This window comes from Lebetimonas sp. JH292, assembly GCF_000523275.1.
In the GTDB taxonomy this organism is placed as follows: Bacteria; Campylobacterota; Campylobacteria; order Campylobacterales; family Nautiliaceae; genus Lebetimonas.
Genome location: NZ_ATHQ01000001.1, coordinates 1432052 through 1456545, shown reverse-complemented (window position 1 = coordinate 1456545; position 24494 = coordinate 1432052). Strand labels below are relative to the sequence as shown.

The 24494-nt window shown below is 32.3% G+C and carries 43 protein-coding genes and 6 pseudogenes; 1 reads left to right on the top strand and 48 read right to left on the bottom strand.

All coding sequences use genetic code 11. The features are described from left to right. The 8 genes from DZ64_RS0109170 to DZ64_RS0109135 form a co-directional block, all read right to left on the bottom strand. Positions 1 to 442 (bottom strand): transposase (locus DZ64_RS0109170; protein WP_024790296.1); only part of this gene is annotated, 442 nt, incomplete at its 3' end. Between the two features lie 62 nt (positions 443 to 504). Next, the gene (locus DZ64_RS0109165; protein ID WP_024790295.1) at positions 505 to 1365 is read right to left on the bottom strand and encodes an ABC transporter ATP-binding protein; all 861 of its coding nucleotides are present in this window, start codon (positions 1363 to 1365) and stop codon (positions 505 to 507) included. Next, entirely contained in the window at positions 1352 to 2029 is a 678-nt protein-coding gene (modB, locus tag DZ64_RS0109160) for a molybdate ABC transporter permease subunit (protein WP_369792099.1), read from the bottom strand. Before modB ends, DZ64_RS0109165 begins: the two co-directional genes overlap by 14 nt. Continuing rightward, complete coding sequence (locus DZ64_RS0109155; protein ID WP_024790293.1) at positions 2022 to 2405, bottom strand: TOBE domain-containing protein; 384 nt, start codon at positions 2403 to 2405, stop codon at positions 2022 to 2024. The genes modB and DZ64_RS0109155 overlap by 8 nt, the downstream gene beginning before the upstream one ends. After that, positions 2398 to 3105 carry a molybdate ABC transporter substrate-binding protein gene (gene modA, locus DZ64_RS0109150; RefSeq protein WP_024790292.1) on the bottom strand — a complete coding sequence of 236 codons (708 nt, stop codon included), beginning with the start codon at positions 3103 to 3105 and terminating at the stop codon, positions 2398 to 2400. The genes DZ64_RS0109155 and modA overlap by 8 nt, the downstream gene beginning before the upstream one ends. 59 nt (positions 3106 to 3164) lie before the next feature. Beyond that, positions 3165 to 3341, bottom strand: coding sequence for a hypothetical protein (locus tag DZ64_RS12530; protein WP_173391332.1), 177 nt, complete (start codon positions 3339 to 3341; stop codon positions 3165 to 3167). A gap of 26 nt (positions 3342 to 3367) precedes the next feature. After that, entirely contained in the window at positions 3368 to 3667 is a 300-nt protein-coding gene (locus tag DZ64_RS0109140) for a hypothetical protein (RefSeq protein ID WP_024790291.1), read from the bottom strand. Between the two features lies 1 nt (position 3668). Continuing rightward, positions 3669 to 4706, bottom strand: a complete 1038-nt coding sequence (locus tag DZ64_RS0109135; RefSeq protein ID WP_024790290.1) for a M99 family carboxypeptidase catalytic domain-containing protein — start codon at positions 4704 to 4706, stop codon at positions 3669 to 3671. A gap of 80 nt (positions 4707 to 4786) precedes the next feature. Between DZ64_RS0109135 and DZ64_RS0109130 the strand changes: the two genes are divergently transcribed. Beyond that, positions 4787 to 5182 (top strand): DUF6858 family protein, encoded by a 396-nt coding sequence (locus DZ64_RS0109130; protein WP_024790289.1) that lies wholly within the window; start codon positions 4787 to 4789, stop codon positions 5180 to 5182. Here the strand turns inward: DZ64_RS0109130 and DZ64_RS13835 are convergent. The 40 genes and pseudogenes from DZ64_RS13835 to DZ64_RS12915 all read right to left on the bottom strand — a co-directional run bounded on the left by DZ64_RS13835 (position 5166) and on the right by DZ64_RS12915 (position 24446). Further along, on the bottom strand, positions 5166 to 5300 hold the full coding sequence (locus DZ64_RS13835) for a hypothetical protein (protein WP_255327530.1): 135 nt from the start codon (positions 5298 to 5300) through the stop codon (positions 5166 to 5168). The two genes, DZ64_RS0109130 and DZ64_RS13835, sit on opposite strands and share 17 nt — an antisense overlap. Next, the gene (locus tag DZ64_RS11140; RefSeq protein ID WP_051430027.1) at positions 5275 to 5973 is read right to left on the bottom strand and encodes a ModD protein; all 699 of its coding nucleotides are present in this window, start codon (positions 5971 to 5973) and stop codon (positions 5275 to 5277) included. The genes DZ64_RS13835 and DZ64_RS11140 overlap by 26 nt, the downstream gene beginning before the upstream one ends. Before the next feature lie 114 nt (positions 5974 to 6087). Further along, positions 6088 to 6208 (bottom strand): annotated as a pseudogene (locus tag DZ64_RS14245) (hypothetical protein); the annotation flags it as partial. After that, positions 6209 to 6463 carry a PIN domain-containing protein gene (locus DZ64_RS0109120; protein WP_024790288.1) on the bottom strand — a complete coding sequence of 85 codons (255 nt, stop codon included), beginning with the start codon at positions 6461 to 6463 and terminating at the stop codon, positions 6209 to 6211. Beyond that, positions 6441 to 6620 (bottom strand): hypothetical protein, encoded by a 180-nt coding sequence (locus tag DZ64_RS0109115; protein ID WP_156922653.1) that lies wholly within the window; start codon positions 6618 to 6620, stop codon positions 6441 to 6443. The genes DZ64_RS0109120 and DZ64_RS0109115 overlap by 23 nt, the downstream gene beginning before the upstream one ends. A gap of 211 nt (positions 6621 to 6831) precedes the next feature. After that, positions 6832 to 8913: an elongation factor G gene (gene fusA, locus DZ64_RS0109110; protein WP_024790286.1), complete on the bottom strand. Its 2082-nt coding sequence runs from the start codon at positions 8911 to 8913 to the stop codon at positions 6832 to 6834. Between the two features lie 104 nt (positions 8914 to 9017). Then, positions 9018 to 9485, bottom strand: a complete 468-nt coding sequence (gene rpsG / locus DZ64_RS0109105; protein WP_024788192.1) for a 30S ribosomal protein S7 — start codon at positions 9483 to 9485, stop codon at positions 9018 to 9020. Between the two features lie 197 nt (positions 9486 to 9682). Beyond that, the gene (gene rpsL, locus DZ64_RS0109100; RefSeq protein ID WP_024788191.1) at positions 9683 to 10066 is read right to left on the bottom strand and encodes a 30S ribosomal protein S12; all 384 of its coding nucleotides are present in this window, start codon (positions 10064 to 10066) and stop codon (positions 9683 to 9685) included. Positions 10067 to 10161: 95 nt separating this feature from the next. Next, positions 10162 to 11151: a hypothetical protein gene (locus DZ64_RS0109095; protein ID WP_024790285.1), complete on the bottom strand. Its 990-nt coding sequence runs from the start codon at positions 11149 to 11151 to the stop codon at positions 10162 to 10164. Next, complete coding sequence (locus DZ64_RS0109090) at positions 11096 to 12100, bottom strand: hypothetical protein (protein ID WP_024790284.1); 1005 nt, start codon at positions 12098 to 12100, stop codon at positions 11096 to 11098. Before DZ64_RS0109090 ends, DZ64_RS0109095 begins: the two co-directional genes overlap by 56 nt. A gap of 36 nt (positions 12101 to 12136) precedes the next feature. Further along, complete coding sequence (locus DZ64_RS12065) at positions 12137 to 12292, bottom strand: hypothetical protein (RefSeq protein WP_084029389.1); 156 nt, start codon at positions 12290 to 12292, stop codon at positions 12137 to 12139. Beyond that, the gene (locus tag DZ64_RS14240) at positions 12270 to 12332 is read right to left on the bottom strand and encodes a hypothetical protein (RefSeq protein ID WP_369792123.1); all 63 of its coding nucleotides are present in this window, start codon (positions 12330 to 12332) and stop codon (positions 12270 to 12272) included. Before DZ64_RS14240 ends, DZ64_RS12065 begins: the two co-directional genes overlap by 23 nt. 189 nt (positions 12333 to 12521) lie before the next feature. Next, positions 12522 to 12854 (bottom strand): annotated as a pseudogene (locus tag DZ64_RS12060) (RNA polymerase factor sigma-54); the annotation flags it as partial. 281 nt (positions 12855 to 13135) lie between these two features. Further along, positions 13136 to 13351, bottom strand: coding sequence for a 2Fe-2S iron-sulfur cluster-binding protein (locus DZ64_RS11135; protein ID WP_201768502.1), 216 nt, complete (start codon positions 13349 to 13351; stop codon positions 13136 to 13138). 89 nt (positions 13352 to 13440) lie between these two features. Further along, positions 13441 to 13593, bottom strand: a complete 153-nt coding sequence (locus tag DZ64_RS12450; protein ID WP_156922650.1) for a hypothetical protein — start codon at positions 13591 to 13593, stop codon at positions 13441 to 13443. Positions 13594 to 13769: 176 nt separating this feature from the next. Then, on the bottom strand, positions 13770 to 14018 hold the full coding sequence (locus DZ64_RS11130; protein WP_236618748.1) for a nitrogen fixation protein NifZ: 249 nt from the start codon (positions 14016 to 14018) through the stop codon (positions 13770 to 13772). Positions 14019 to 14026: 8 nt separating this feature from the next. Then, a complete protein-coding gene (locus DZ64_RS11640) occupies positions 14027 to 14215 on the bottom strand; it encodes a hypothetical protein (RefSeq protein WP_024790281.1) in 189 nt (62 codons plus the stop codon). A 9-nt stretch (positions 14216 to 14224) separates the two neighbouring features. Further along, entirely contained in the window at positions 14225 to 14713 is a 489-nt protein-coding gene (locus DZ64_RS0109045) for a flavodoxin domain-containing protein (protein ID WP_024790280.1), read from the bottom strand. 2 nt (positions 14714 to 14715) lie between these two features. Next, complete coding sequence (locus DZ64_RS0109040) at positions 14716 to 14925, bottom strand: DUF269 domain-containing protein (RefSeq protein WP_024790279.1); 210 nt, start codon at positions 14923 to 14925, stop codon at positions 14716 to 14718. 10 nt (positions 14926 to 14935) lie between these two features. Further along, positions 14936 to 15064, bottom strand: coding sequence for a hypothetical protein (locus tag DZ64_RS13830; protein WP_255327529.1), 129 nt, complete (start codon positions 15062 to 15064; stop codon positions 14936 to 14938). A gap of 202 nt (positions 15065 to 15266) precedes the next feature. Next, positions 15267 to 15488: a hypothetical protein gene (locus DZ64_RS12995; RefSeq protein ID WP_024790278.1), complete on the bottom strand. Its 222-nt coding sequence runs from the start codon at positions 15486 to 15488 to the stop codon at positions 15267 to 15269. A gap of 68 nt (positions 15489 to 15556) precedes the next feature. Further along, a complete protein-coding gene (locus DZ64_RS12990; protein WP_201768501.1) occupies positions 15557 to 15757 on the bottom strand; it encodes a hypothetical protein in 201 nt (66 codons plus the stop codon). Between the two features lie 35 nt (positions 15758 to 15792). Next, positions 15793 to 16086 (bottom strand): nitrogenase component 1, encoded by a 294-nt coding sequence (locus DZ64_RS12985; protein WP_024790276.1) that lies wholly within the window; start codon positions 16084 to 16086, stop codon positions 15793 to 15795. A 36-nt stretch (positions 16087 to 16122) separates the two neighbouring features. Beyond that, complete coding sequence (locus DZ64_RS11635) at positions 16123 to 16539, bottom strand: nitrogenase component 1 (RefSeq protein WP_162147545.1); 417 nt, start codon at positions 16537 to 16539, stop codon at positions 16123 to 16125. Beyond that, positions 16526 to 16930, bottom strand: a complete 405-nt coding sequence (locus DZ64_RS12980; RefSeq protein ID WP_024790274.1) for a nitrogenase component 1 — start codon at positions 16928 to 16930, stop codon at positions 16526 to 16528. The genes DZ64_RS11635 and DZ64_RS12980 overlap by 14 nt, the downstream gene beginning before the upstream one ends. Continuing rightward, positions 16927 to 17154: a hypothetical protein gene (locus DZ64_RS12975; protein ID WP_024790273.1), complete on the bottom strand. Its 228-nt coding sequence runs from the start codon at positions 17152 to 17154 to the stop codon at positions 16927 to 16929. The genes DZ64_RS12980 and DZ64_RS12975 overlap by 4 nt, the downstream gene beginning before the upstream one ends. A gap of 48 nt (positions 17155 to 17202) precedes the next feature. Continuing rightward, positions 17203 to 17754 (bottom strand): annotated as a pseudogene (locus DZ64_RS13550) (nitrogenase component 1). Between the two features lie 17 nt (positions 17755 to 17771). Next, positions 17772 to 18195: pseudogene (locus DZ64_RS12960) on the bottom strand (nitrogenase component 1). 173 nt (positions 18196 to 18368) lie between these two features. Further along, positions 18369 to 19518, bottom strand: a pseudogene (locus DZ64_RS11110) (nitrogenase component 1); the annotation flags it as partial. Between the two features lie 380 nt (positions 19519 to 19898). Beyond that, positions 19899 to 20715 (bottom strand): annotated as a pseudogene (locus tag DZ64_RS14235) (AAA family ATPase); the annotation flags it as partial. 93 nt (positions 20716 to 20808) lie between these two features. Next, positions 20809 to 21105 carry a hypothetical protein gene (locus DZ64_RS0108965; RefSeq protein ID WP_024790270.1) on the bottom strand — a complete coding sequence of 99 codons (297 nt, stop codon included), beginning with the start codon at positions 21103 to 21105 and terminating at the stop codon, positions 20809 to 20811. After that, positions 21080 to 21340 (bottom strand): leucine-rich repeat domain-containing protein, encoded by a 261-nt coding sequence (locus DZ64_RS0108960; RefSeq protein WP_156922649.1) that lies wholly within the window; start codon positions 21338 to 21340, stop codon positions 21080 to 21082. Before DZ64_RS0108960 ends, DZ64_RS0108965 begins: the two co-directional genes overlap by 26 nt. A gap of 129 nt (positions 21341 to 21469) precedes the next feature. Continuing rightward, positions 21470 to 21667 carry a leucine-rich repeat domain-containing protein gene (locus tag DZ64_RS14230; RefSeq protein WP_162147544.1) on the bottom strand — a complete coding sequence of 66 codons (198 nt, stop codon included), beginning with the start codon at positions 21665 to 21667 and terminating at the stop codon, positions 21470 to 21472. Continuing rightward, positions 21624 to 21983 (bottom strand): hypothetical protein, encoded by a 360-nt coding sequence (locus tag DZ64_RS12505; RefSeq protein ID WP_024790268.1) that lies wholly within the window; start codon positions 21981 to 21983, stop codon positions 21624 to 21626. The genes DZ64_RS14230 and DZ64_RS12505 overlap by 44 nt, the downstream gene beginning before the upstream one ends. A gap of 203 nt (positions 21984 to 22186) precedes the next feature. Further along, the gene (locus DZ64_RS14225; protein WP_084029426.1) at positions 22187 to 22318 is read right to left on the bottom strand and encodes a CCE_0567 family metalloprotein; all 132 of its coding nucleotides are present in this window, start codon (positions 22316 to 22318) and stop codon (positions 22187 to 22189) included. A 343-nt stretch (positions 22319 to 22661) separates the two neighbouring features. Beyond that, positions 22662 to 22850, bottom strand: coding sequence for a hypothetical protein (locus tag DZ64_RS12935; RefSeq protein ID WP_024790267.1), 189 nt, complete (start codon positions 22848 to 22850; stop codon positions 22662 to 22664). Positions 22851 to 22956: 106 nt separating this feature from the next. Next, positions 22957 to 23112: a hypothetical protein gene (locus tag DZ64_RS12930; RefSeq protein ID WP_201768495.1), complete on the bottom strand. Its 156-nt coding sequence runs from the start codon at positions 23110 to 23112 to the stop codon at positions 22957 to 22959. A gap of 61 nt (positions 23113 to 23173) precedes the next feature. Then, complete coding sequence (locus tag DZ64_RS12925; RefSeq protein WP_024790265.1) at positions 23174 to 23395, bottom strand: hypothetical protein; 222 nt, start codon at positions 23393 to 23395, stop codon at positions 23174 to 23176. 23 nt (positions 23396 to 23418) lie between these two features. Next, positions 23419 to 23547: a NifB/NifX family molybdenum-iron cluster-binding protein gene (locus DZ64_RS12920; protein WP_201768494.1), complete on the bottom strand. Its 129-nt coding sequence runs from the start codon at positions 23545 to 23547 to the stop codon at positions 23419 to 23421. A 440-nt stretch (positions 23548 to 23987) separates the two neighbouring features. Further along, positions 23988 to 24446 carry a radical SAM protein gene (locus tag DZ64_RS12915; RefSeq protein WP_024790264.1) on the bottom strand — a complete coding sequence of 153 codons (459 nt, stop codon included), beginning with the start codon at positions 24444 to 24446 and terminating at the stop codon, positions 23988 to 23990. Between the last annotated feature and the right edge of the window lie 48 nt (positions 24447 to 24494).

The following is a 24494-nucleotide window of genomic DNA, read 5'->3' as shown; positions in this document are numbered from 1 at the left end:
CTTTGATTTTTGGTATTATTTTATCCGTTATTGCATTTATTGTAGCTGATGAAATAGAAATTTGATAAAGCTCTTCAATATGTGATTTTATATCTTTGTAGCTCATTCCAAGTGCATATAATGATAATATCTTCTCTTCTATTTCATCACTTATCGTTGTTTGATGTTTTTTTATTATTTGAGGCTCAAATCTACCCTCTCTATCTCTTGGAGTAGCTAATTCAAATTCTCCAGATGTTGATTTAACTGTTTTCTTGTTATAACCGTTTCTTCTATTTCTTTTACCTTCTAAAACTTCATCTGCAATATGAGATTCTATTTCTGCTTCAAGTGCAGCTTCTACCAATTCTTTAATTAATGGAGCTAATACTCCATCTTTCCCACCTATCTTTTTACCTGCTAATAAATCTTTTACTGCTTTGTCAAAATTAAATTTCTCCATGTCAGTCCTGTCTTCTTTAGTATTTTACCTTGACTGACACGGAATTGCTAACTAAAAATTTTTTATTTTTTTATTTTTTCCACATTAGGATGAAAAGCTTTTGTTGAAACAATTATTTTATCCCCTATTTTTAAATTTTTTGTTTCTTTTTTTGTTATAACAATTTCTGTTATCTGGTTGCCTATGGAAATAACAGCAATATTTATAACATCATTTTTTTTAATATCTATTATTTCACCTTCAAATGCAAATTTTGCCGAACCGCTGTGTTTTAACAAAACATCTTTGGTTTTTGAATTTTTAATTATTTTTCCCCCGTTTATTTCAATTACCCTGTTTGAAAGTTTATAAATTTCGCTCGGTGAATGTGAAACCATAATTGTTGTTAAATTAAATTTTTTATGTAAAATTAAAATTTCTTTTTGCAGATTTTTTCTCATATTCGGATCAAGAGCAGAAAAAGGTTCATCCATTAATAAAATTTTAGGTTTTCTCATAAGTGCCCTGATTAATGCAACCCTTTGTTTCTGACCGCCGCTGAGTGTATTTGGAAATCTTTTTTTAAGCTCTTTTAAATTAGTTATTTCAAGCAGATATTCGGCCAAATCATAATCTTTATTTACATATAATAAATTTTCGATTACATTCATATTTGGAAAAAGTGCGTAATCTTGGAAAACAAATCCTATTTTCCTTTTCTGAGGGGGCAAAAAAATTTTTTCATCCTGCCAGACTTCATTATCCACAATAATCTTACTGCTGCTTTTTTCAAGTCCGGCGATAATTCTTAAAAGTGTCGTTTTTCCACTGCCGCTTTCACCCATTATTGCCAAAAATTCATCTTTTTCAAGGTTAAATTCCACATCTAAATCCATATTGCCGTTGCTTCCGTGAAGTTTTTTAAAAATTTTAAAATAATTCATATTTTCTCTTTTGCTTTTCATTAAAAATATATACAAACAATAAAACCAAAAAACTTATAATAAGCATTATGGCACTGTAAAAATGAGCTGATTTATAATCCATCATTTCTACATAATCATATATTGCAACACTTGCTACCTCAGTTTTTCCTGGAATTGAACCACCCACCATCAATACAACCCCGAATTCACCCACAGTATGGGCAAAAGTAATAATAACCGCAGTCATTATCGAACTCTTCATATTGGGAAGTATTATTTTAAAAAGTGTGGTTAATTTCCCTTTACCGCTTAAAAAGCTGGCCTCTATCAATTTTTTATCTATATTATCAAATCCGTTTTGCAAAGGCTGAATCATAAACGGAAAAGAATATATACTGCTTGCGACAACAAGCCCTTCAAATGTAAAAACAAGTTTTATATTAAAAATTTCATAAATTATTTTTCCTATAAATGAATTCTGTGATAATAAAATAAGCAGATAAAATCCGAGCACTGAAGGAGGTAACACTATAGGAAGCGCGCTTAACGCCTCTAAAACCGGTTTTATTTTTGATTTTGTATTTGAAAGAAAATAAGAAAACGGAATACCTACAAAAAGCAATATAAGCGTTACTGAAAAAGCCAGTTTAAATGAAAGGAAAAACGGTGTTAAATCAATCAACACTGACTCCTATTTCACTTGCCCTAATCATTAAAAAAACCTTCTCTCCTATATTAATATTTAATTTTTCAAATGATTCTTTTAAAATCAACACTTCTATTTCTTCATTGTTAAAATTACAATAAATATTTGTAAAAATTTCACCAATTTCAATTTTTTCAACTACAGCCGCTAAATTATTTTCTATTGTGCTTTTACATTTTTCTTTTGACAAAGAAACCATCGTCGGTTTAAAAAATAGAAAAGCTTCATTTTTAATTTCAAAATTTATCTCAAGCATAACAACCTTTATCGTTTCATTAACGCTTTTAAACGTTAATAAATTTATATTGTTTTTATTTTCAATATTGATTAATTCGGCCTTTATCTTATTCATTTACATTATATCCGTATTTTTTAAAAATTTTTTTTGCTTCTTTTGAAAACAAAAAATTATAAAAACGAAGCCCTTTTTTATTTAACAATACCGCCCCCTGATTAATAGAATTGTAATTGTGAGGCAATTCAATCCAATTTTTGTACATTTTTGTTTTTGGAGAAAAAAGAAGGGCTTTTGCCACAATTCCGGCATCTGTTGAATGAATAGCATAATTAAGTGCTGCCGAAACTGTTTCGGCATATACAAGTTTGTTTTTTATTTTTTTGTATAATCCCGTATTTTTTAAAAATTCGACAGAGGCTTTCCCGTAAGGCGCTGTTTTCGGATTTGCAATGGCAATGGAAGCAGAATTTAATATTATATCTTTATAACCACCTTTTAAAAGGTTTCTGCTAAAAAGAACTATTACCCCTTTTGCATAAATTTTAGGTTTGGTTAATGTCAATCCTTTTTTATACAAAGCAAAAGGATATTTCATATTGGCAGCTAAAAACACATCATAATTTGCCCCGTGCATTATCTGGGCGGTAAGTTTTCCGCTGCTGGCCAAAATTAAATTAATTTTATCCTTGGGATAATGTTTATTGTAAGATTTTATGATTTCAGGCAGTGCATAGGCATTTCCTGCGGCGGATGCTACATATATTTCATTTGCGGATAAAAAAATACTTAAGAAAAAAATAATAAATTTTTTCATTTATAACCCTTTTAACTTTAATTTTTAAATATAATGCAAATTTTATTCTAATATTATACTTATTCGTTATATAATTTATCTAATTCCATATCATTCATATGTTCTCTTCCCGCTTCAACATCATCTATAATTTTATTAAGCTCTGCATGCCTTTTAATTAAGGCATCAATATGAGGATTTTCAGCAGCTAATTTTTCCATTACTGGGATTAATTCTGGGCAACATTCTTTAAACATAGTATCTCCTTTTTATGAAATTATACCTAAAAAGGGCAGCAAGTTGGATTATCTTCTTCATCTTCTTGAAATTCTTCATAAAAATCATCATATTCTTCATCCAATTTTTCTCTGTTTTCTATTGGCTTACATTCTGTACATTCCGCTATTTCATATTCCTTATATTCATCTTTATTCAAAAAATTTTCAACTTCGTTAAACAGATGAAAATTCACATACTCAAAATTATTATTAAAACCGGTTTTAATTTCTATAAATTTGTCACACAAATCCGAATGAATTTCAATTTTTTTATTATCATTGTCTATTATAAGTTCATAAGCCATTTTACCCCTTTAAATGTATTTCATATTTTTTTTCAAAATCGTTTTTTACTTCTAATGTTAAATTTTTAAAATAAAATTTTCTCCAATTTAAATTAATGCCTTTTGGAACAACAAAACTTCCTCTGTTGCCTTTTATATCCGCAATTTCAATATCGGCGTTTAAAGGAAGTTTTATTTTTGTTGTTTTATTTATTCTGTAAAATTGATTATTTATTTTCAGTTTAACACTTGGGAAAATCTCTTTTAAATCAATATTTTTAATATATTCATCTATATTTGATTTAATATTATATAAATTAAAAAATTCCCTCAGCATTACAAGATGGGTATAAACTTTATCCTTTAAACTCGGCAATTGTTTGGAAGCTTCTATACAAAAAGCCTTTATATTGTTTTTTAAGCACCATCCCGTCAATGCTTTTTTTTGCTCATTGTGAATAGTCGAACTGAATGTTTTGGTATTAATAATGGAAACTGGCCATTTTAAATATTTATTAGCATTTTTTTTAACAAATTCTGCTTCTTTAAAAAGTTTAAAATTTTTATATTCAATTTCATCAATTACTACACTCTGTCCCCACGAATGCCTGTATTTTGAGCTAAATCCGTATCCGTCATGCATAGAAATCAGTAAATCCGGTTTAAAATCAAGTATTGCCTCTTTAAGAAGTTCCACACAATAAAAATCAGGGTCCTTTTTTGAAATATAATCAAATTTTCTATTCATATCCCCGTTATATCCCCTTACATCCGCTAAAATTGAAGTAAAATTGCTTCTTGGAATAATTAAAACATCAGCTTTTATATCCATATCCACCAATAAATCGGCAGCTTTGTAAGCCCCCATCTCATTTCCGTGTATTCCACCGATAATCAATATTCTTTTCCCCTCTCGTTTTTTATGAAAATACTCAAATGGTTTTTTAGGCAAAATAATATGATTGCCGGATCTGGCAAAAGATAAAGTAGGAAGTATTAAAGAAGAGTAATTAAAAAATTTCTTCTTTTCAATTAATAGCCTTTTTTTATAATTATACATCAAAATTATATAAAATTTACTTATATTAATAATAATTTAAACTTATTAAGTTAAAGTTGCAAAAATTTTAAGGAGACATAATGCAACAAATGATTTTACAGGAAAAATATCCGGTATTTGTATTGGATATATATAAAAATGAAACACACTATAAAACAACCGATGAAATAATTAAATTTTTTAAAGAAAAAATTAATTCCCATCCTGTATGCACATATATAGGAGAATTTGACCATTTTACCCATACCAAAAATTTACCGAACGGAGAAATTGCAAAAGGTATTAAAGACTGCAAAATTATTATATTTTGTTTTGGAAATAAAATATTAAACGGAAAAATAACTGCCGTGAGACCAAGAAGTATTGGTGTTACTGAATTTGAAGATAAATTTGAAATAGCTTTTCTCGAAGCTCCTGCTTTAATCGCAAATGATGTTATGGAAAAATGGGTAAAAGATATTAAAGAGAATCTATAACTACTTTCACATCAGCTCCCTTAGCAAAATAAGGGGCTGTTGTAACTATTGAATCAACCCCTGTTTTTGCATACTCTTCCACATTATTAGCATTAATTCCTCCTGCACTTATGGGCAAGTTCTACTATTTTTTTGGTTGTTTCAATATCCACTTTATCAAGTTGAACTACATCCACTTCAATATCTATTAATTTTTTAGCCATTTCTAAATTATCAGCTTCAACTACCCATTTTTTTTCAATTGTTTTATGTTTTATTTTTTTAAATTCCTTAAAAAATTTATCCCAGCCCCCAAAAAGTTTTACATAATTATCAAAAACCAAAACCGTTTCATTTGTTGTAATTCTGTGGGGCATTGCACCTCCGTCTATTATAGCGTTCAGGGCTATTTTTTTAGTAAAAGGAATTATTTTTCTTGTAGTTAAAATTTCAATGTATGGGTTGATGGCTTTTGCCTTTTTAACCATTTCATATGTGTAGGTAGATACGGAAAGCGCATATTCAAAAATATTTTGCGCAACTTTCCAAAGAATTAAAACATTTTCCCCCTCGGCTTCAAATATTTTACTGCCAGCAGTTAAAAATTTAGAATCTTTTTCTTTAAAATTTACTTTTAAATCAAGTTCCCTGCATAATAATTCAACTAATTTATTACCGGTAACAACAGCATCTTTTCTGGTATAAAAAGTAATCTTGCCCAAACCCTCAATATTTAAAAGTTTGGAAGTCAAATCAAAATAAGGCATATCTTCGCTGATAAGTCTTGCAATATCCTCTTTTGTATAATACATCTTTTTTCCTTATATATTTTTTTATATAACGTTGGATGAATTATACAACATTTAAAAATAAAAAAGCAAGTTATATCAAATTGAAGATGGAAAATTAAGGGAAAAAGAGAAGAGTTACCCTTGTCTTTCTTTTATAATTTCTGCTGCAACATTTTGAGGATACCATTGAATATGTACCTCTACCTTGAGTCATACTTCTAAGGTCTGTTGAATATCCGAACATTTCTGCAAGAGGTTACAAACATTTAATTTTTGGAACAGCTTCAAGTGGAGTTAAAACTTTAACTTTTGACTTTTTAAAGCCTTTTTTATCCCGAGTGACAATATAATCAATTCCGTTTAAATAAGCACTTGAATAAATAATACTATCTTCGAAATCATTAAAATCACTCTTAAGTGCACCAAGTATAGTATTTTTATTTACTTCACTTATTTCAAAAATTTTTAAAAGTTTATAAATAACTTCATTAGCAGTAATAAATCGTATCAATACTTGAAGCGCATAGATAACCTATTACTTTTTTATTCTCAATTGCACTAAATATTTTATATATTTCGTCAAAAAAAGGTTCTTCTAATTTTTTATTTTTAAAAATTTCTTTTTCAATTGCTTTATAATATCCGATAATATTAACTATTTTGTGCATCATGAAAAAGAACTCATATTAATACCAATTCTCAATTAGTTAGTTACTTTAAAAATATTTAAAATTCTCATTATTTCAATATTTTCATCATTTTCAATTGTCAATTGGTATTAATTTTTTTTAATTTACAAACAATTTCTCTTTTAAATCCTCTCGATTTCCTTAACCGTCAAACACCTTTAATTATAAAAACAAAAAAAAAAGAGAAGAGTTACCCTTGTCTTTCTTTTATAATTTCTGCTGCAACATTTTGAGGAACTTCTTCATAATGATCAAATACCATTGAATATGTACCTCTACCTTGAGTCATACTTCTAAGGTCTGTTGAATATCCGAACATTTCTGCAAGAGGGATAAATGCTGTCACTTTTTTAATTCCATGGCTATCTTCCATAGAGTTTACTTGTCCTCTTCTTCTGTTAACATCACCGATAACATCACCCATATACTCTTCCGGTACTTCTATTTCAACTTTCATAATCGGTTCAAGTATTACAGGATTTGCTTTTTTGGCACCTTCTTTAAATGCCATGCTTCCGGCAAGTTTAAACGCCATTTCGCTTGAGTCAACCTCATGGTAACTTCCGTCATAAAGTTCCACTTTAAAATCAACCACCGGGAATCCTGCCAATACTCCGCCCTGAGCTGCTTCCTGGATACCTTTGTCAACTGCTGGAATATATTCTCTTGGGATTACCCCACCTTTAATTAAATCAACAAATTCATAACCTTTACCAGGTTCTTGCGGAATAAGTCTTATAAATACATGCCCGTATTGACCTCTACCACCTGATTGTTTTGCATATTTGTATTCTTGTTCTACTGTTTTTTTGAAAGTTTCTCTGTATGCAACCTGAGGTTTACCTGTATTACATTCCACTTTAAATTCTCTTTTAAGCCTGTCTACAATAATTTCAAGATGCAGCTCACCCATACCTGAAATAATTGTCTGACCGCTCTCTTCATCAGTTGCAACTCTGAAACTCGGGTCTTCTTCTGCTAATTTTTGTAATGCAATAGCCATTTTTTCCTGGTCGGCTTTTGTTTTAGGCTCAACCGCAACTGAAATAACCGGATCAGGGAATTCCATTTTTTCCAAAATAACAGGTCTAGATTCATCGCATAAAGTATCACCTGTTAAAGTGTTTTTAAGACCGACTATTGCTCCGATTTCACCGCTGTAAAATTCACTGACTTCTTCTCTTTTATTAGAATGCATTCTAAGAAGTCTTCCGATTCTCTCTTTTTTGTTTTTAGTTGAGTTTAATACATAACTGCCTGCTTGAATTACACCGGAATAAAATCTTGTAAATGTTAGTTTACCTACAAACGGGTCAGTCATAATCTTAAATGCAAGTCCGCTGAACGGTTGGTCGTCACCCGGATTTATGCTTATTTCCTCACCTGTTTTTGGATCAATTCCCTTAATCCATGTAACTTCTGTAGGAGAAGGCAAATAATCAATTACAGCGTCAAGCAATGGTTGAACCCCTTTGTTTTTGAATGCAGTACCGCATAACATTGGAACAATTTCTATATTTAATGTAGCTTTTTTAATAGCCGCTTTAATTTCATCAGCAGTAATTTCTTCTCCGGCAAAATATTTTTCCATTAATGCCTCATCTGTTTCAGCAACTGATTCAATAAGTTTTTCCCTGTATTCTTCCGCTTTATCCCTAAGTTCAGCCGGAATGTCTTCAACTTCGTATTTACTTCCAAGCGCCGCTTCATCTTCCCATACAAGAGCTTTCATTTGAACCAAATCCACAACACCTTTAAAATTTTCTTCCGCCCCGATTGGAATTTGAATAGGTACCGGATTTGCTTTTAATCTTTCTTTTATCTGTTTTTCAACTTCATAGAAATTTGCGCCAATTCTGTCCATTTTGTTTACAAATGCAATTCTTGGGACATGATATTTGTTTGCCTGTCTCCAAACTGTTTCACTTTGTGGCTGAACACCGCCGACGGCACAAAATACTGCAACCGCACCGTCAAGCACCCTCATACTTCTTTCGACTTCAATAGTAAAGTCAACGTGTCCCGGAGTATCGATAATGTTAATTTGATGTTCTTTCCAAAAACATGTTGTAGCAGCCGAAGTAATTGTAATACCTCTTTCTTTTTCCTGCTCCATCCAGTCCATAGTCGCCGCACCTTCGTGCACTTCACCTATTTTGTGACTAACACCGGTATAATATAAAATTCTCTCCGTTGTTGTAGTTTTACCTGCGTCAATATGAGCAGCAATACCTATATTCCTAACTTTTTCGATAGGCGTTTTTCTTGGCATTTTATCTCCTTAAATTTTTTGAAATTATATCAGACTTTGAAGTTAGTAAAAAAGAAAGGAAAAGACATTTCTCCATTTTCAATTCTCCATTTTCCATTAAATTATCACCATCTGTAATGAGCAAATGCTTTGTTTGCCTCTGCCATTCTGTGAGTATCTTCTCTTTTCTTGAATGCCGCTCCTCTTTCGTTTGCCGCATCCCAAAGTTCGTTAGAAAGTCTTTCCACCATTGTTCTTTCATTTCTGTTTCTTGCGGCATCAACTATCCATCTGATAGAAAGTGTTTGTTGTCTTTCAGGTCTCACTTCCATAGGAACCTGATAAGTTGCCCCACCGACTCTTCTGCTTCTAACTTCCAAAAGCGGTTTTACATTTTCAATAGCTTTGAAAAATACATCTATTCCTTTTTCTTCACCTTTGCTATCCAATCTTTCAATAGCACCGTAAACTATTTTTTCGGCAATTGTTTTTTTACCGTCCCACATAATTTTATTAATAAATTTTGTAACTATTTCACTCTTAAATACCGGATCCGGCATTACCGCTCTTTTAGGCGCTCTTCTTCTTCTCATAAAATCTCCTTCTCTTCAGTTTTTTTACCCATATACAGGGACTTACTCTACCAGCTTTGGCAGTGAGGAGGCATTTCAAGTTAAAAGTTAAAAGTGAAAAATTAAAATTTATAACTTTTCATTTTATACTTTTCACTTAATAAATCCTCCTACTATAACCAAAATGCAAATTAACCTAAACTACACTAAAATCAAAATTATTTCTTACCGGCTTCTGCTTTTTTAGTACCGTATTTACTTCTTGAATGTACTCTTCCCTTAACTCCGGCAGTATCCAACGCACCTCTTACGATGTGATATTTAACCCCAGGTAAGTCTTTTACCCTACCGCCTCTTACAAGCACAATGCTATGTTCTTGCAGGTTATGACCTACACCAGGGATATAACTAATTACTTCATATCCGCTGGTAAGTCTGACTTTTGCAACTTTTCTTAAAGCTGAGTTTGGTTTTTTAGGAGTAGTTGTATATACTCTTGTACAAACTCCTCTTCTTTGAGGACAGCTTACAAGTGCAGGTGATTTTGATTTTTTAATAACTTGTTTTCTACCTTTTCTAACTAATTGGTTTATAGTAGGCATTCTTTTCCTTTTATTAGTTTTTTAGTGTGGAATTATATCAAAATATCAGTTAAATATTTAATTTTTTTATTTATTATTTACTTAAAAAAAGGAAATTAAAAATTAAATAAATTTTTTATCGGTAAATTTTTTTCAATCTGTTTTTTTATCTCTTCTTTAGCCTTCCTTTTAATTTCTGCTTTTAAAAATTTACTTGCATCAATTTTTATAGATGGAGAAGTTAATTTACCTTTTAATTTAACATAAATTGGTCTTTTCATTATTTCCAAAAGAAGTTTTGCATCTATATATTCTTTATCTAAATCTACAAAAGCTTTTTTAGAAGAAATATGAGTCAGTCTGCTTTTCATATCCAGATCGCTTACAATTTTTTTATCATTTATAATAGAGTGAATAGTTGTTTTTTTATAAAGCTCTTTTGTTAAATCAAAATGAGCCAGAGAATTTATTAAAAAGCTAAGCTTATTAGGCAAAAAATGACCGTCAATCAAATTAGCATCCAAAACACCTTTTTTACTTAAAACATTATATTTTAAATTAATATTTGCAGTTGAATCAAAAACCTGAGGATACATTAACATATCCATAAGTTTTACAACATATAAATTTTTAGCGTTTAATGTAAAATCGTTGTTTAATAATTTATAATTTATATTACCTCCGAGTGTTTTAGAGTTTCCTGTAATTAATAAATCTTTATCCTTTTTTATATTTCCGTTTACCGTAATTTTACCTTTTAAATGTTTTTTTGTTGCAAAATAGAGTTTGTCTAAATTTGGAATATTTATTGAATAAGTGCCTGTAAATATATTTTTATTAATATTGTATTTTCCATCCGGCAAATTAGCATTAGCAACATTTGAATTTAATTTTGTATTTATATAAGCAATAGAATTTTTTATATTGACATTTGAATTCAGATTATATGAAACAGCAGCATTTGTAAAATTAAACTCTTTATATAAAACGTATTTATCTGTTTTCCCTTTTATATTGGCATTTATTTTTCCGTTTATTTCTTTGTTAAAATTAATTTTTCCATTTGAGTTTATATTTCCGTAACTGTATATCGGCTGATAAACCATATAAGGCAATTTTTTTATTTATATTTCCGCCCGCTAAATATGCGATTCCTTTTACCAATAAATTATTTGTTTTTCCTTTTACAATTCCATCTGTTTTAAATTTTCCTCTTATTTTTTGATTAATAACAGGTGTTAAAACAGATAAATTATCGGCAAGCAAAGTATATTTAGAATTTAAATAATTGTTTTCAAAATTACCTTTAATATTTGCTTTTAATAAATTAGAAATTAAATTGGCAAAAAAGTCTATTTTTTTACCTTTCATTAAAGCTTTTGAATCTAAATTAAGTGTAGTTTTTGGAAGTGTTAAATTATATTCTTTTTTCAATAAACTTCTGTTAACAGTTGCATTTTTAACAGAAGCCAAAATTTTTCCGTCCAAATTGTTAATATCGATACTGTTTAACACAATGTTTGAATTTAATTTTCCGTCTATAAATTTAGGTTTATTTACTATATAAAGCAGGCTTGCCAAATCCAGATTTTTAATATCTGTCAATATTTTTGAAACTTGCTTATTTTTTAATTCTATAAAATAATCAGTGTTACTCTTTGCAAAATTTGTAATTCCTTTTATTTTTATATCTTTGATATTTCCTTTAATATTCCCACTTGTATCCACACCGCCTCTTAAAGGGTAACTCACAATATTTTTTAAATTGTTTAAATTAGCAATATGTATATTGTAATTAATATTGAAATTTTGTGAAAAAAGTGAATAATTCCCTTTAATATTTGCTACCGAATTTTTTAAAAATTTAATTTTTAAATCAATACTGCCAAAGCCAACCCTAAATTTATCAAAAGAGATTTTAACAGGGGATTTTGAATTAATCTGACTTTCAACGATAGGTTTTAAAAGCGCGTTTCCCGGAGGCGTAAATAAAAAAACTATAAAAGCTGCAAATATTACAATAATAGAAGAGAAAAAAATTAAAAATTTTTTCATACCTTCCCCTTTTTGCTAATTATAGCAAAAATAAAATTATGAATTTTTAATTAAATATATAAATTTTCTTTCCTTAAAAGAAGGTATATTCATCTCCTGTCTGTATTTAACAATGGTTCTTCTTTGCATATTTATATTAAATTTCTTATTTACAAATTCAAGAATTTCCTTATCGCTTAAAGGTTGAAACATTGTTTATATTATTTGCAAAAAAATCTTTAAATGCAAATATACCCCATTCTGTCTGAATAAATTTATTCTTTATTGCCCTTTATAATCTGTCGCATACCAAGTTCTTTCGCCTCTACAGAAATTTATTTTAACATCCGGATAAAACTGGCTGTTCATCATAATAATTAAGTCATCTTTTTCAAAAAAAATATGCATATCCGGAACAATATGTTCTTTGTTTTTTTTAAATTCAACGGCAGGGGGATATTTTAAACGCTTTCAAAATATATTTGGCATCTTTAAAACGTGGATGGTTGATAAATTTGTCCATAGAACTGAAATTTTTAATTATATTACTTAAAAGCAGGCTGAGTTCATCATCTAAATCATATTCCACAAGCTGGAACAAATAAGTCTCTTTAAAATTTTCTGCGCCTATTCCGCTAGGCTCCAAGTATTCAAAGCGCTGTCTTACAGATTCCACAAATGTAGGCGTAACATTGCAAATATTGGCAATTTCTTCTATATTTCCCTCAAAATAACCCTCTTTATTTATATTTAATATAATCTGTTTTGCAACTTTTTGGGATTTTTTTGTTTATCTGTTCTTCCAAAATTTCATATAAATTTTTTTCTTTTTTGCTCAAAGCTTCTATAGAATCGGTTGAAGCGTTTGAAACACGGTTTACATATTCACTGTAAGCTTTTGGTGAAGTTTTGTTTGATATTTCAATACAGGGATTTTCATAAGATATGGTTCTTAAATGCTCATCGAGTTCTGTAACTGAATATTTTTACAATATTATATGCAATTTTTGTTCTAAACGAAAACGGCTAAATTATCCGATTCAAAAAGAATCGGAACTAATACCTTATACGTACAAGTCCGTTCGGTTTAGCAATTTTCATCTGACATGCAAGTCTTGCTTTAGGGCTGTTTTCATTCAACATTTTCATAACAGCTTTTTCTTTTTCATTCATTTCACTTAAATACTCCATCCCTGTTTCAATATATACAACACAGGTTCCGCATTCTCCGTCTCTGCAACCAAAAGGTAAAGCGGAACCTGATGCTTCCACAATATCCTGGATAGTTTTACCAGGTTTAACATTTACAGCTAAAAAATCATTTACTCTCTACTCTTGTTGTCATTTTTTACTCCTTTTTTTTATTCAAATGGTTTTATAATTATATCTATTTTTATAATACACTGACATGCAAGTCTAATAGGTGTTTGTCTGTTATACTGCTGGGCTATTTCAGCCTCTTTTTTTGAAATGGCTCCCATTTCTATCAAAGTGTTAAGTTCTTTATCTTCCATATATACCGGAACGGCTTCCGGGTCATAACCCTCTTCATCCGGTTTTAATGATCTTTTAATTTTAATTCTTCAAATTTAACGTATTTTAACCCCGTTTAGTTTTGCAACTCTTAAAAGTAAATCACCTTTTTTTGCAAAAATCCTTTTATCCATTCCTTCACCGAATCCGCAAACATTTATTCTCCTTTTTTGTGTTCTCTAATCCATTTTAATTCTTCTTCCACCTCATCATAAAAATCATCATCTTCCACCGCTTCAAGCTCATCTTCCCTGCATCCGAAAATTACGCCTTTTTCCAAAAAATGGACTTCATAAATTCTTATTACCTGTAAAAAATCCCCAATATGCTTAACATATCCCTCTTCCCCGGGTTCAATCAAAATGGCGTTTCTTTCATAAAAAGGGTTTGTTCCGTCATTTTTTATAGGGACTTTTATCCTGACCCCTTTACACTGCTGCAGCTGCTTGCGCCAAGACAGAATCTACAAGGAGACGGCCTGCTGAATGTGTCCCATATTTCCGCAGCACTCGGGGAATAACCGTTTTCAAAATTTTTATAAATATTGTAAAAGATTTTCAAACTCTTCTTTTCAGCTTTTTTAAACTCTTCAAGTTTACCCATAACCTCTCCTTAAAGATTCATCTCTTTTTTAATCTGTTCAGCCCATGCGGCCACTCTTTCTTCGGTCAAATCCGGCTGATTAATATCATCTATGGCCAAACCGCAAAATTTTCCGTCTTTCGCAGATGCCGAATACTCAAAATTATATCCATCAATCGGCCAGTAACCGTATTCACAATCGGCTCCAAGCTCTTTAAGTTTTGCCAAAGCACTTACAAAATGTTCCCCGTGTGTAACCTGATCCCCGGCACCGAAGAAAGCGACTTTTTTACCGCTTAAATCCGGCATTTCATTTTCAAGCTCAAAAAGCGGGGGGTCCCCCTGTCCCCAGGTTGAAGAGCCTAAAAGCAACACATCATATTCTTCAAACTGTTCAATGCCGTCAAAATCCTCTTCTATATTTATAAGTTCACTCTCTTCAAAAAATTCCTCAAGCATTTCTGCGGCATTTTGGGTAACTCCTCCGCTGCTTCCTACAAATATTCCAATTTTTGCCATTTTTAATCCTTGCATGGTTTATACTGTAAATATGTTTTATAGGCTTTATTTAACATTTTTTCCCCGTCTTCATATAGTTTTTCAAGAGTTCTATAACTAAAACGGTGCGCATCTTTAAAATATTTGTTAACCAAAACAATTTTATCCGCAATAACGACACATCTACCGAAACCTTCATGACTCATTTCCATAACAACATTTTTTATTTGCATATATGCAGTTTTAGTTCTTCTTTTGTTTTCTTACAAGCTCTTTTTTAAAATCTTCTTTGTCAAATTTAATTGCTTTCATTATTTCCCTTTTATATTTCCAAAAATCAAGTCTCGGGTCTTTTTCAGTTTCAAAATGCATAATTTTTTTAATCCAAGGCGGGGGATTATTGTTTAACATATATACAAACTGATTTAACAGTTCTTCAATATAATGCCAGAAGAGATAATTTCTATTCCGTTTTTTCGATTGGAAGTATCTGTTTCAATAATTCCGCTTGTTGTATATCCCTCTTTTGTAATATCGTAAACAATAATGAATAACTTTTTTTTTATCATCAGTTTTAGCCATGTGAAAGCTCCTTATTCAGTATGTTCGCAACTTCAAATAAAAAATATGCCCCGCCTTCATAAAGCTGGTCATTTTTTAACGCATTACTTCCTAAAGAGTGCAATATCCGTTCCCCGTGGAAATTACTGATTAACATATCACACTCATTTAAAAAACTTTCAGCATCTTCCAAATCACCCACCAAAGCATTCTCCGCTTTAATATCTTTTAACACATTTGATGGGGTAGTTGCTATTACAGCCTTTATTTTAGCCCCTGTAATGACAAATTTGTTATCGCTTATTACAAAATGGGTATTAAATTTTTAATATCATCTAAAGTAATGTCTCCGTTTCCGAGTTTCCCCTGTCCTTCTCTTAAACATCCGTCAAGCGAGGTGGAAATATCCGGAAGGGCATATGTTTCAAAACCGAAACTTTCGCAAAAACTTTTTATTTTTTCAATTTCAACAGGCTGCAGGGAGATTTTTTGGCCAATATCCATTCCGCTTGCCACACCGCCTGCAAAATCGGGCGTGTTTACGTAACAGTAAGGTATGTCAATTTAAATTTATTAATTTTATTTTCCACAGCTTTTAATATTGTTTCATATCCGCCCTCAAGAACAGCGGTAATATCTATTACGGAAGTGTTGTACATAGCAATTGGTTCATTATAATGACTTGTCAGAAAAACTTTTGTAAATGAAGCACATCCTTTAGAACCGTGCATTAAAGGAAGGCAGTTTTTAACCCCCATAAATGCCAGAGCAGCACCCATAGGCTGGGAATGTTTTATAGGATTTACCTGAAGCGGTTTTTTTACTGTATTCATAATTCAACCTCCCAAGGTGCTTTTTTTGAGTAATTTTTAAATAGGATTATCCAAAACATTGTCCAAATCTTTTGCTAAATTTAGAAAGGAATTTCTTCTTTTAAAAGCGGTATACAAACTTCTTCCCCCGCCTAAAAGAATGTCAGTGCCATATTCTTCCACTATTTTTATCTGCTCAGACGCCGGGGATTTCATTAAAATAATATCTTCTCCCAAAATTTCTTTTGCTTTTTTTATATCACTTTCAACAGATTTTGCAACAGAAGTGGCTATAACTTTAATTCCCAAATCCTTCAGAGCTGAAGCTATAGACCATGCTTTTTCACCTCCTGTATTTAAAATAGCGTTTTTTCCTCTGAATTTTTCAATATACGGTTTTAGCTTTTTATCGATTTTAGCTTCTTCGTTTTTTGTTACTTCAATAGCTTTTTCAACAAGTTCAGAATCTCCCAAAGCTTTCACTTTTTCCGTAAAATGAGGCGGATATCCAGGGAATATCATATTTTTCTTTCATTTTCCTGCAAAGCGTTATTAAAGATTTTGAACAGTTTATTACGTTCAGTTTTGCCCTCCAACACAGGGGTAATTTGCCACAAATCACCAATAAAATTATAACTATTATCTTAATATCATCTTTTGTGCCTATAAGATATTCCAACACATCTTCACCGGCAAGTCTTGAACCGAGATTTTTACTTCCGACAAAACCCGGTGCATGCACAGGCACTATTGGAATATTAAATTTTTCACTTTTTGTTTTACAAACTGAATCTATATTATCACCTATAAGAGCGGTTACACAGGTCTGGTATACAAAAATGGCCTCGGGAGAATATTTTTTCATAATATATTCAATGGATTCATCAAGCCTTTTATCGGAGTCTGTCTTGTTTCCCACGAAGCGCCGAGGCATGTTTGGGGGCCGTGAACCAGATTCTGCGCACCTTCAAAAGCGCATCCTCCCGCTCCAAGACCGGGTTTAACTATATTACAGCCTTGTTTTTTATTTTTTGAATGCTCGCAGGCACTCTCATTTAATAATTCTTTTATTTTTTTTCTTCCAACCATATCAGCTCCTTTTAAAAAAAAATATTAAAAGAAGAAAAAAATTGAAGATTATCTTATTAAATCGAAGAAGTAATCGGTTGTTGCTATGTCTTTTGTTTCTTCATCTAACCTATCAAGAACACCGTTTACTATCCATGTTAACAGATTAAGGGCCTCATATCCGCTTATTGAATATCTGTGCAAATGATGTCTGTCGAATATAGGAAATCCTATTCTGATTAGTGGAATTCCAGATCCCTGTAAATCTCTTTTCCGTAAGAGTTACAAATCAACTGGTTCTGTGAAAAGAAGACTTCTCATATGCCATAAATCTTTTCCTGCCCATACATGTAAATCATCTTTTGCAGGAGAAGTGTCAAGCAGCGTTCTCATCTCTTCTTCCCATCCTTTAGGAGCGTTATTACATAATACATGTGTAGGTTCTGCACCCATTTCAAGTAAAAAGCTTACAACTCCGAGTAAAAAGTCAGGATCGCCCCAAATGGCAAATTTTTTACCGTGCATATACGGATAACTGTCCTGCATTGCATCCACAAGTCTTCCTCTTTGAAGTTTCAAAGATTCGGGAACCTCTTTACCTGTAAGTTCAGATATTTTCATTATAAAATCATCAAGTTTCATTGTTTTTTCATTTTATATTTACCGGCAGGTGAATCAAACTGGTCGGAATGGTCTCCTAAAATAATATAATCATAACCGAATTCATCAAGAATTTTCTTAATTTCCCTTATGCTTCCAACATAAGGCTCAAACCCGGGAATTATATTAATTCTCTCTTTTTTGTTTGTTTTATCAACATTTCCTTCTGTAAGCTGGCCTAAAATACCGTGCATCATATTGTCATATCCGGTAATATGGCTTCCTACAAATGAAGGTGTGTGTGCATAAGGAATAGGCATACCTTCAGGAATGAACTCTCCTTTGTCTTCTTCAATGGCTGTAGTAATAAACGCACCTAAATCATCACCTATAACTTCAGCCATACACAGCTATCATATCCGGTTTATAAAGTGCACAGCAGTTTTTAAGCCCTTCTTTCATATTACTTAGACCTCCGAAAACCGCCGCATCTTCTGTCATGGAATCACACATAAGGCATGGTTTTTTCAAATCCGAGTGCCGCCATTACAGCCCCTAACGGCTTCTACAAATTCTTTTACCTTTTCAGGGTCGGTTGCCCCGGCTGCGCTTTCAAAATTTTTTTTATTTTTAAAAAGTTCCTGATTTTCCCACGGCGCATCATCTATTTTCCAAACAGGCGAATTAATAGCAAGGTCCATATTTGCTGCAAAAATTGCAAAACCGTCATATCCGTGATAAGGACCGCTGTAATCCCATGAGTGCATTTGTCTATATGGAAGCCCCATTTTTTGGAATACATATTTTTCTTTAATACCGGAACCTACAAGGTCAGGATGTAATTTTTTAACAAAAGCTTCAAATTCATACTCATTTACATCGTCGTAAATAATAGTGGAATTACTGATATCTTCTTTTGTTCTTTCATAATCGTCGTCTTCATAAGCCCCGATAATGTGTCTTGGTCTGAGACCGCCCACAAAAAGCATTACTTTTTTACCCTCAAGTCTCGGTCTGTATTTTTCTATTACAGCATCAACCATCGGTTGATATTTTGCAATTACCTTTTCAGCATTTTCCTGAATTTTTTCATCAAAAAAAGATGCTATTTTTCTAAGGGATTTTGCTATGTTGGTCGGTCCGAACATATTAAACTCAGCCCATGGAACGCCGTATTCCCTTTCTATATGCCTTGCGATATAATTCATACGATAACAGTGCACAAGAACCCTTAAACCCATCTCTTCAAGTAAAATTCTGCTTGTCCAGCCGTCGCCTCCTATGTTGTAATCCCCGAGAATTGCTATATCATAAGGGCCTGGCTCTATTTCTTTACCGTAAGTCGGGACATTAGGATCAACTACATAATCTCTTATTACGTCATTTGCAATATGATGCCCCAAAGACGGTAATACCCCTGTTGAGAGGAAAAAGCTCATCAATTTCTTTTTTATCACCGCCGAAAACGATGTCTTTTTCCTGAAAATCAGAACTAAAGTTCATTGTTCCAAAAGTATCAACCCCGGTTGTTCCTATATAATAGTTTCTTCTTCCCGCACGGGAGTATTGACCGCGACCCCATACAACACCTTTACTTCCGGCATATGCGCATCCTCTTTGGCTCATAACACCAGGAACCGTTTTTTTGTTGCTTCTTACATTTCCCGCCGTTTTTTGGCTTTCATCTTCCGGAGTAGCAACACCTAAATGTCTTGAGCGGTTTTTTGCCGCTTTTTTAGGATAAACACTCAATACTTCTTTTATTGCTTCTTCCTGTAATTCAATTAAGACGCTTTTTTTACTCTGAAATGCTCCATAGAATCAAATTTTTTGCATAAATCCATAGTTTCATCGTCACTGTCAACCCTTTTTGAAATTTCACTCATAAAAATCAGATATTTTTCTCCGTCTTTTTCAATATATTTGTCATCTTTCAAATAAGCTGCCAGTGCCTTGAAAAGAAACGTGTCTTTATTGCAGTAAACAATTTTTTCCACATCTCCGCCTCTTGGGCCCATTTCAAGTTCAATTGCATTAATGTCATCTATTCCGCCAATTGATTCAATAAATGCATCCAGTTTTTTTATTACTTCTTCATCCATATTGTTTCCCATATCTGCTGGAAATTTTAAACCTATTATAAACTTTTCTATCCTTTTAATTTTTGATTTACCAACTTCATCTTCCAAAACATCCTCTTCAAGACCGAATTCCATTAATAAATCTTCCAAATCATCCATTTCAAGCGGTGTAGGAATAACTTTAAAATCATTTTCTAAAATTTTTCTTGCAAGTTCTTTGTATTCCAAAGCCTGATCAGATGTAGGAGAATATATATTGTTTCTTAGAACAAAATGAATCATTTGAGTCCCTAATGCTTTAGCAAGTGCATTTGCCAAATCATATTCCCTGTCTGTCATTCTTGCATTACAAATAAGCCCCGCAAGTCTGACTCCACCTGTGTTTGCATATTTCAAAATACCTTTTGAAATGTTGTTAGCCGCATACATGGCCATCATTTCACCTGACATAACAATATAAACCGCCGCAAACAACGTCCCCTAAAACATCGTAAGATACGGAATCCAAACCGTCCTCTTCATAAGCACCCTCTTCTTCAAGAAAGTTAATCGCTGTAATAACACCTCTTCCCGCACAACCGACACCAGGTTCAGGCCCTCCGGATTCCGCACAGTTAATCCATCCTCCCTTAGTATCCGGACTAAAAATTCCGGCTCCGTGTTTTAACACATCTTCAAGTTCCAAATCTTCAACTGTTCCAGCTTCAGCAGCAAGATGTAAAATAGTGTCCTGAGCTTTTTCGTGTAAAATAAGTCTTGTAGAATCCGCTTTAGGGTCACAACCGACTATCATTATATTTTTTCCAAAATAATAAGCCATAGAAGCCAATGTATTTTGAGAAGTAGTAGATTTACCGATTCCGCCTTTTCCGTAAAAGGCAATTTGTCTTAATTCAGCCATTTTATCTCCTTAATTTTTTTTTGTTAAAAAACCGGAAAAAAATACAAAATATTGACAAAAAGAAACAAAAGAGAAACAAATTTGTAAAAATGTTTACGCTTTGTAATGGAAAACTTTAAGATACGTTTGATACTCAACATGCCCTATATAATCACCTTCCGCACTTGAAATGAGGCGCTGCATTGTAACCATACCCACCACCTTGTCATTATCCCTGGCGACCAACAAAACATTACCTTTTTGTTTATACAGTTTTGTTATACCTGTTAACTGTTTAGTGAAATCTATTTCAAAATCTTTCTCTATTGAAAACAGCTCCCCTATTAAATGCGCCATCTCAGGAAGGTCTGTTTCTTTTGCCTCTTCATCCTTTTTTTGTTTTGATATCACATATTTTTGGATGTAAAATATCTATTACTTTTAAAGCATGGGCGTTTAAAGGGTTCCCCTCGACATACAATATTTTCAAATTGTTAAGATTGGCAAGGTTTTCGGGTAAATCTTTTATATTGTTATCATCAATATACAATTCTTCAAGCTTTGAATAATTAATTATCTCTTCTGACAATTCGGTAAGTTCATTTGAGCTGTAGCACAAATTTTTAATTTCACCTGATTTAAACATTAAAAATTCTTTTAGCCCGCACCCGTCGGCGGAAAAGCTTTCCAAATAAGGGGCAAAATCATCTCTTAAATAAATCTTTTTGTACAGGATTGTTAGTATTCAAGATCTTCCATATCTATAACTTTTAATTCAGAAATCCTGGGCGTTTAAAACATTTAAAGAAACAAGATATGACACTTCATCCGGAATTTCCTTTATTAAATTTGAAGAGATATCAAGTCTTTCCACATTGCAAAGGGATTTACAAATTGAAGAAATTCCTTTTATAAAGTTATTTGAAATATTAACTACCCTTAAATTGCTTAAACTCTGACATTTTTGCAGCACATCGACATTTTCTATCAAATTGCCGTTTGCATTTTTCACCCAAAACTTCAGGCAAAACTTTAAAATTATTCTTGGATATATTTAAATTTATCAGTTTTTTTAAATTTTTAATACTCTCAGGCAGCGCTTCTAAAAAATTGTCACTTAAATCCAGCGTAACAAGATTTTCAAGCAGTTCAATAGAACCTGGAAGTTCTTTTATCTCTTTAGAGCTAAGGTTCAACCTTGTAATATATAAAGGATTGTCAATATTTTCACCTAAAGCCTTATGTTTAATAAGCCATTTTTTAAGTTCACTCCATCCGTTAATATCCATTTTAATCTCCTTCAGCCAGTTTTCTTATTCTCTCCCACCTTTTTTCTATCAGCATTTCTATCTCTTTAAAATCATATTTACCGAATTTTTTTTAAAGGTTCTCTGCAGCAGCATCTGTTGCATTCAGTTACCAATTTTTTTGCCTTTTTAAAAGGTAAAGAAGTATTCTCAAAAATTTCAATAGCCTGTTTTACATTTCTTTTTTAAATCTTGTTATAATCCACCCACAATGTATCTTCCACAATGTCATGAATCTGACCGGCCAGCTCAACAGCTTTTCTTTTTCTTTTTCCAATTTCTTTTTTTAGTTCTCCATTTTTTCCTCCTTTTAAAATGAAAACGAATAAATATTGTTAAAATTTATTTCACAATCCCCATAGCTTAAAAAAACCAGTTTTTCTGTTTTTTCAAAATTGTATTTTTTGAAAAGTTTGTTAATATTTTTAATATCCGGGCTGTATGATATTACTCTTTTTAACCTTTTCCGCTTCATATTCATCCTTTGATATCCAGGGTCCTAAAAAAACATCTTTTGAAGTAATAGAGCAAGAATGCTGAAAACTGTCTGGAAGTGCAAATTTTAATGAGCTGTTCCTTTGCATTTTTAAAATCTATTTTCTACCATAAAATATTTAATCTGAATATTTTTTTCATATTCCACCGTCAGAATTACGCCCGCTAACATATTTTCTTTATATATTCCAAAAACAAATGCGGAAAAGTGTCCACCTCAATGTCCATCTCTTTTGCAATTGAGATTATTTCGGGTGTATCTATTAATTTAAGCCATCTTATAAATTTCCTTGTTGTTACAATTCTTAAAACCTCTTTTTTAGCCTCTATCCCCGCAGCTTTTAAATGATACATAAGCGTGGAAGAGCCTGAATGTTTACCTATTGGAAACGCTTCAAAAGGCTCGTAGGCATCAGCATGTATGCCGCTTTCATGCGCAAAAAGCCTTTTACTTTTTTTATTAAGTTCGGTTCATCAAAACCTGTTCAAACGAAGCATTATGTGTGTGCATTTCTATAGGCAAAAGATTTAATGACGTCAGCTTTTTAATAATTTCATATGTTTTTAAAGGGGTAAGTATTCCAACCGTATCGCAGAATCTAAACCATACATACAAAAACCCCCTCTTTTTTTGCCTCTGTAATTGTTTTTTCAAGATTGTTTAATATCCTTTAAATTCAACTTCTAGCTTTCACACCGCACTCAAGTGAGGCTTCCAAATCTTTCATCACGGCTCTGTTCCATGTCATCATACGCACATCAAGTTCTAAAGAAAGCAGTGTTTTTATATCTCTTTTTTCATCTTCCCCCATAGCCGGAATTCCTATTTCAAGCTCGTCTGCACCACACTCCACAAGCATTTTGGCAATTGCTATTTTTTCTTTTGTGTTAAAAGCCACATAAGGGGCCTGCTCTCCGTCTCTTAGGGTTGTGAACCTACACTCTGGGCATACGCACTGTTTATTTTTCTGTGTTGAACAAACATAACACCCCTGTCTCCTGCTTTATAAATTAAAAATTCTTTTGCTGAGCCGAAGTGCTGGTTAATCATTCCCTCACCTGCGGTTGTAACGGCAACTAAAATGGTTTTATTCTCTGAGCTTAGATTTTCTTCAAGTTCCCTTGCTCTTTCATTTGCCTTTTCAAGGATTTTTCTAAATTCTTCTATCTTGTTTTTCGCTTCTTTTCTTGCTTTCTATAAGACCCACGGCATCGGCCCTGCACTGTCTGCAGTGTTTCATAAGCCTTACATCCACACCGCAGGCTTATATATATTGTGTAAAAACACCCCCATTTCTTTTAATTTTTTTGCAACTTGGAAGATGCTTATCGTTTATTCCCGGAATTAAAACGGAATTGGCTTTAATTAAAATACCCTTTTCCACACATTTTTTAATACCCTCAAGCTGTCTTTGAAGCAGAATACCAAAATGTCTTTTATGGTCGTAATAAACCCAGGAATATATTTTTGAACCTATTTCCCCTGTTTCATCAACAGCTGTTTATTGTAACGGTGACATGATCAACCCCGTATTTTACAAGTTCATCCACATAATCAGGAAGAGCCAGCCCGTTTGTTGAAAGGCAGAGTTTAAGATCAGGCGTTTTTTCCCTGACCAGCCTGAAAGTTTCAAATGTGTTTTTCGGATTTGCAAGGGCGTCACCCGGGCCTGCAATACCCAAAACACTCAGACGCTGAACCTCTCCCCCCACATAAAGTACTTTTTTTATCGCTTCTTCGGGAGTCATTCTCTCACTTGTAACACCGGGGCGGCTTTCATTAGAACAGTCGTATTTTCTGTTGCAGTAATTGCACTGAATATTACATGCAGGAGCCACAGCCGCATGAATACGGGCATAATGATGATGTGCATCTTCACAGTAACACGGATGGTTGTTTATTTTTTCTTTTATATCTTCCGGTAAAAAATTTTTGTTTGTTGAATTCATTTTTTTCTCCTTATTTAAAACGTTCTAAACAATAGAATAAATATTGCA

Coding starts and splice junctions, on each gene's coding strand:
- DZ64_RS0109165 (WP_024790295.1), bottom strand. CDS start 1,365: ATGAATTATTTTAAAATTTTTAAAAAACTTCACGGAAGCAACGGCAAT.
- DZ64_RS0109155 (WP_024790293.1), bottom strand. CDS start 2,405: ATGAATAAGATAAAGGCCGAATTAATCAATATTGAAAATAAAAACAAT.
- modA (WP_024790292.1), bottom strand. CDS start 3,105: ATGAAAAAATTTATTATTTTTTTCTTAAGTATTTTTTTATCCGCAAAT.
- DZ64_RS12530 (WP_173391332.1), bottom strand. CDS start 3,341: ATGTTTAAAGAATGTTGCCCAGAATTAATCCCAGTAATGGAAAAATTA.
- DZ64_RS0109140 (WP_024790291.1), bottom strand. CDS start 3,667: ATGGCTTATGAACTTATAATAGACAATGATAATAAAAAAATTGAAATT.
- DZ64_RS0109135 (WP_024790290.1), bottom strand. CDS start 4,706: ATGTATAATTATAAAAAAAGGCTATTAATTGAAAAGAAGAAATTTTTT.
- DZ64_RS0109130 (WP_024790289.1), top strand. CDS start 4,787: ATGCAACAAATGATTTTACAGGAAAAATATCCGGTATTTGTATTGGAT.
- DZ64_RS11140 (WP_051430027.1), bottom strand. CDS start 5,973: ATGTATTATACAAAAGAGGATATTGCAAGACTTATCAGCGAAGATATG.
- DZ64_RS0109115 (WP_156922653.1), bottom strand. CDS start 6,620: ATGCACAAAATAGTTAATATTATCGGATATTATAAAGCAATTGAAAAA.
- fusA (WP_024790286.1), bottom strand. CDS start 8,913: ATGCCAAGAAAAACGCCTATCGAAAAAGTTAGGAATATAGGTATTGCT.
- rpsG (WP_024788192.1), bottom strand. CDS start 9,485: ATGAGAAGAAGAAGAGCGCCTAAAAGAGCGGTAATGCCGGATCCGGTA.
- rpsL (WP_024788191.1), bottom strand. CDS start 10,066: ATGCCTACTATAAACCAATTAGTTAGAAAAGGTAGAAAACAAGTTATT.
- DZ64_RS0109095 (WP_024790285.1), bottom strand. CDS start 11,151: ATGGTTTATCAGCCGATATACAGTTACGGAAATATAAACTCAAATGGA.
- DZ64_RS0109090 (WP_024790284.1), bottom strand. CDS start 12,100: ATGAAAAAATTTTTAATTTTTTTCTCTTCTATTATTGTAATATTTGCA.
- DZ64_RS12065 (WP_084029389.1), bottom strand. CDS start 12,292: ATGTTTCAACCTTTAAGCGATAAGGAAATTCTTGAATTTGTAAATAAG.
- DZ64_RS12450 (WP_156922650.1), bottom strand. CDS start 13,593: ATGGAAGATAAAGAACTTAACACTTTGATAGAAATGGGAGCCATTTCA.
- DZ64_RS11640 (WP_024790281.1), bottom strand. CDS start 14,215: ATGGGTAAACTTGAAGAGTTTAAAAAAGCTGAAAAGAAGAGTTTGAAA.
- DZ64_RS0109045 (WP_024790280.1), bottom strand. CDS start 14,713: ATGGCAAAAATTGGAATATTTGTAGGAAGCAGCGGAGGAGTTACCCAA.
- DZ64_RS0109040 (WP_024790279.1), bottom strand. CDS start 14,925: ATGCAAATAAAAAATGTTGTTATGGAAATGAGTCATGAAGGTTTCGGT.
- DZ64_RS13830 (WP_255327529.1), bottom strand. CDS start 15,064: ATGCATTTTGAAACTGAAAAAGACCCGAGACTTGATTTTTGGAAATAT.
- DZ64_RS12990 (WP_201768501.1), bottom strand. CDS start 15,757: ATGGATATTGGCCAAAAAATCTCCCTGCAGCCTGTTGAAATTGAAAAA.
- DZ64_RS12985 (WP_024790276.1), bottom strand. CDS start 16,086: ATGAATACAGTAAAAAAACCGCTTCAGGTAAATCCTATAAAACATTCC.
- DZ64_RS12980 (WP_024790274.1), bottom strand. CDS start 16,930: ATGAAAAAATATTCTCCCGAGGCCATTTTTGTATACCAGACCTGTGTA.
- DZ64_RS12975 (WP_024790273.1), bottom strand. CDS start 17,154: ATGGTTGGAAGAAAAAAAATAAAAGAATTATTAAATGAGAGTGCCTGC.
- DZ64_RS0108960 (WP_156922649.1), bottom strand. CDS start 21,340: ATGTTTAAATCAGGTGAAATTAAAAATTTGTGCTACAGCTCAAATGAA.
- DZ64_RS12505 (WP_024790268.1), bottom strand. CDS start 21,983: ATGGATATTAACGGATGGAGTGAACTTAAAAAATGGCTTATTAAACAT.
- DZ64_RS12935 (WP_024790267.1), bottom strand. CDS start 22,850: ATGTATCATTTAAAAGCTGCGGGGATAGAGGCTAAAAAAGAGGTTTTA.
- DZ64_RS12920 (WP_201768494.1), bottom strand. CDS start 23,547: ATGATTAACCAGCACTTCGGCTCAGCAAAAGAATTTTTAATTTATAAA.
- DZ64_RS12915 (WP_024790264.1), bottom strand. CDS start 24,446: ATGAATTCAACAAACAAAAATTTTTTACCGGAAGATATAAAAGAAAAA.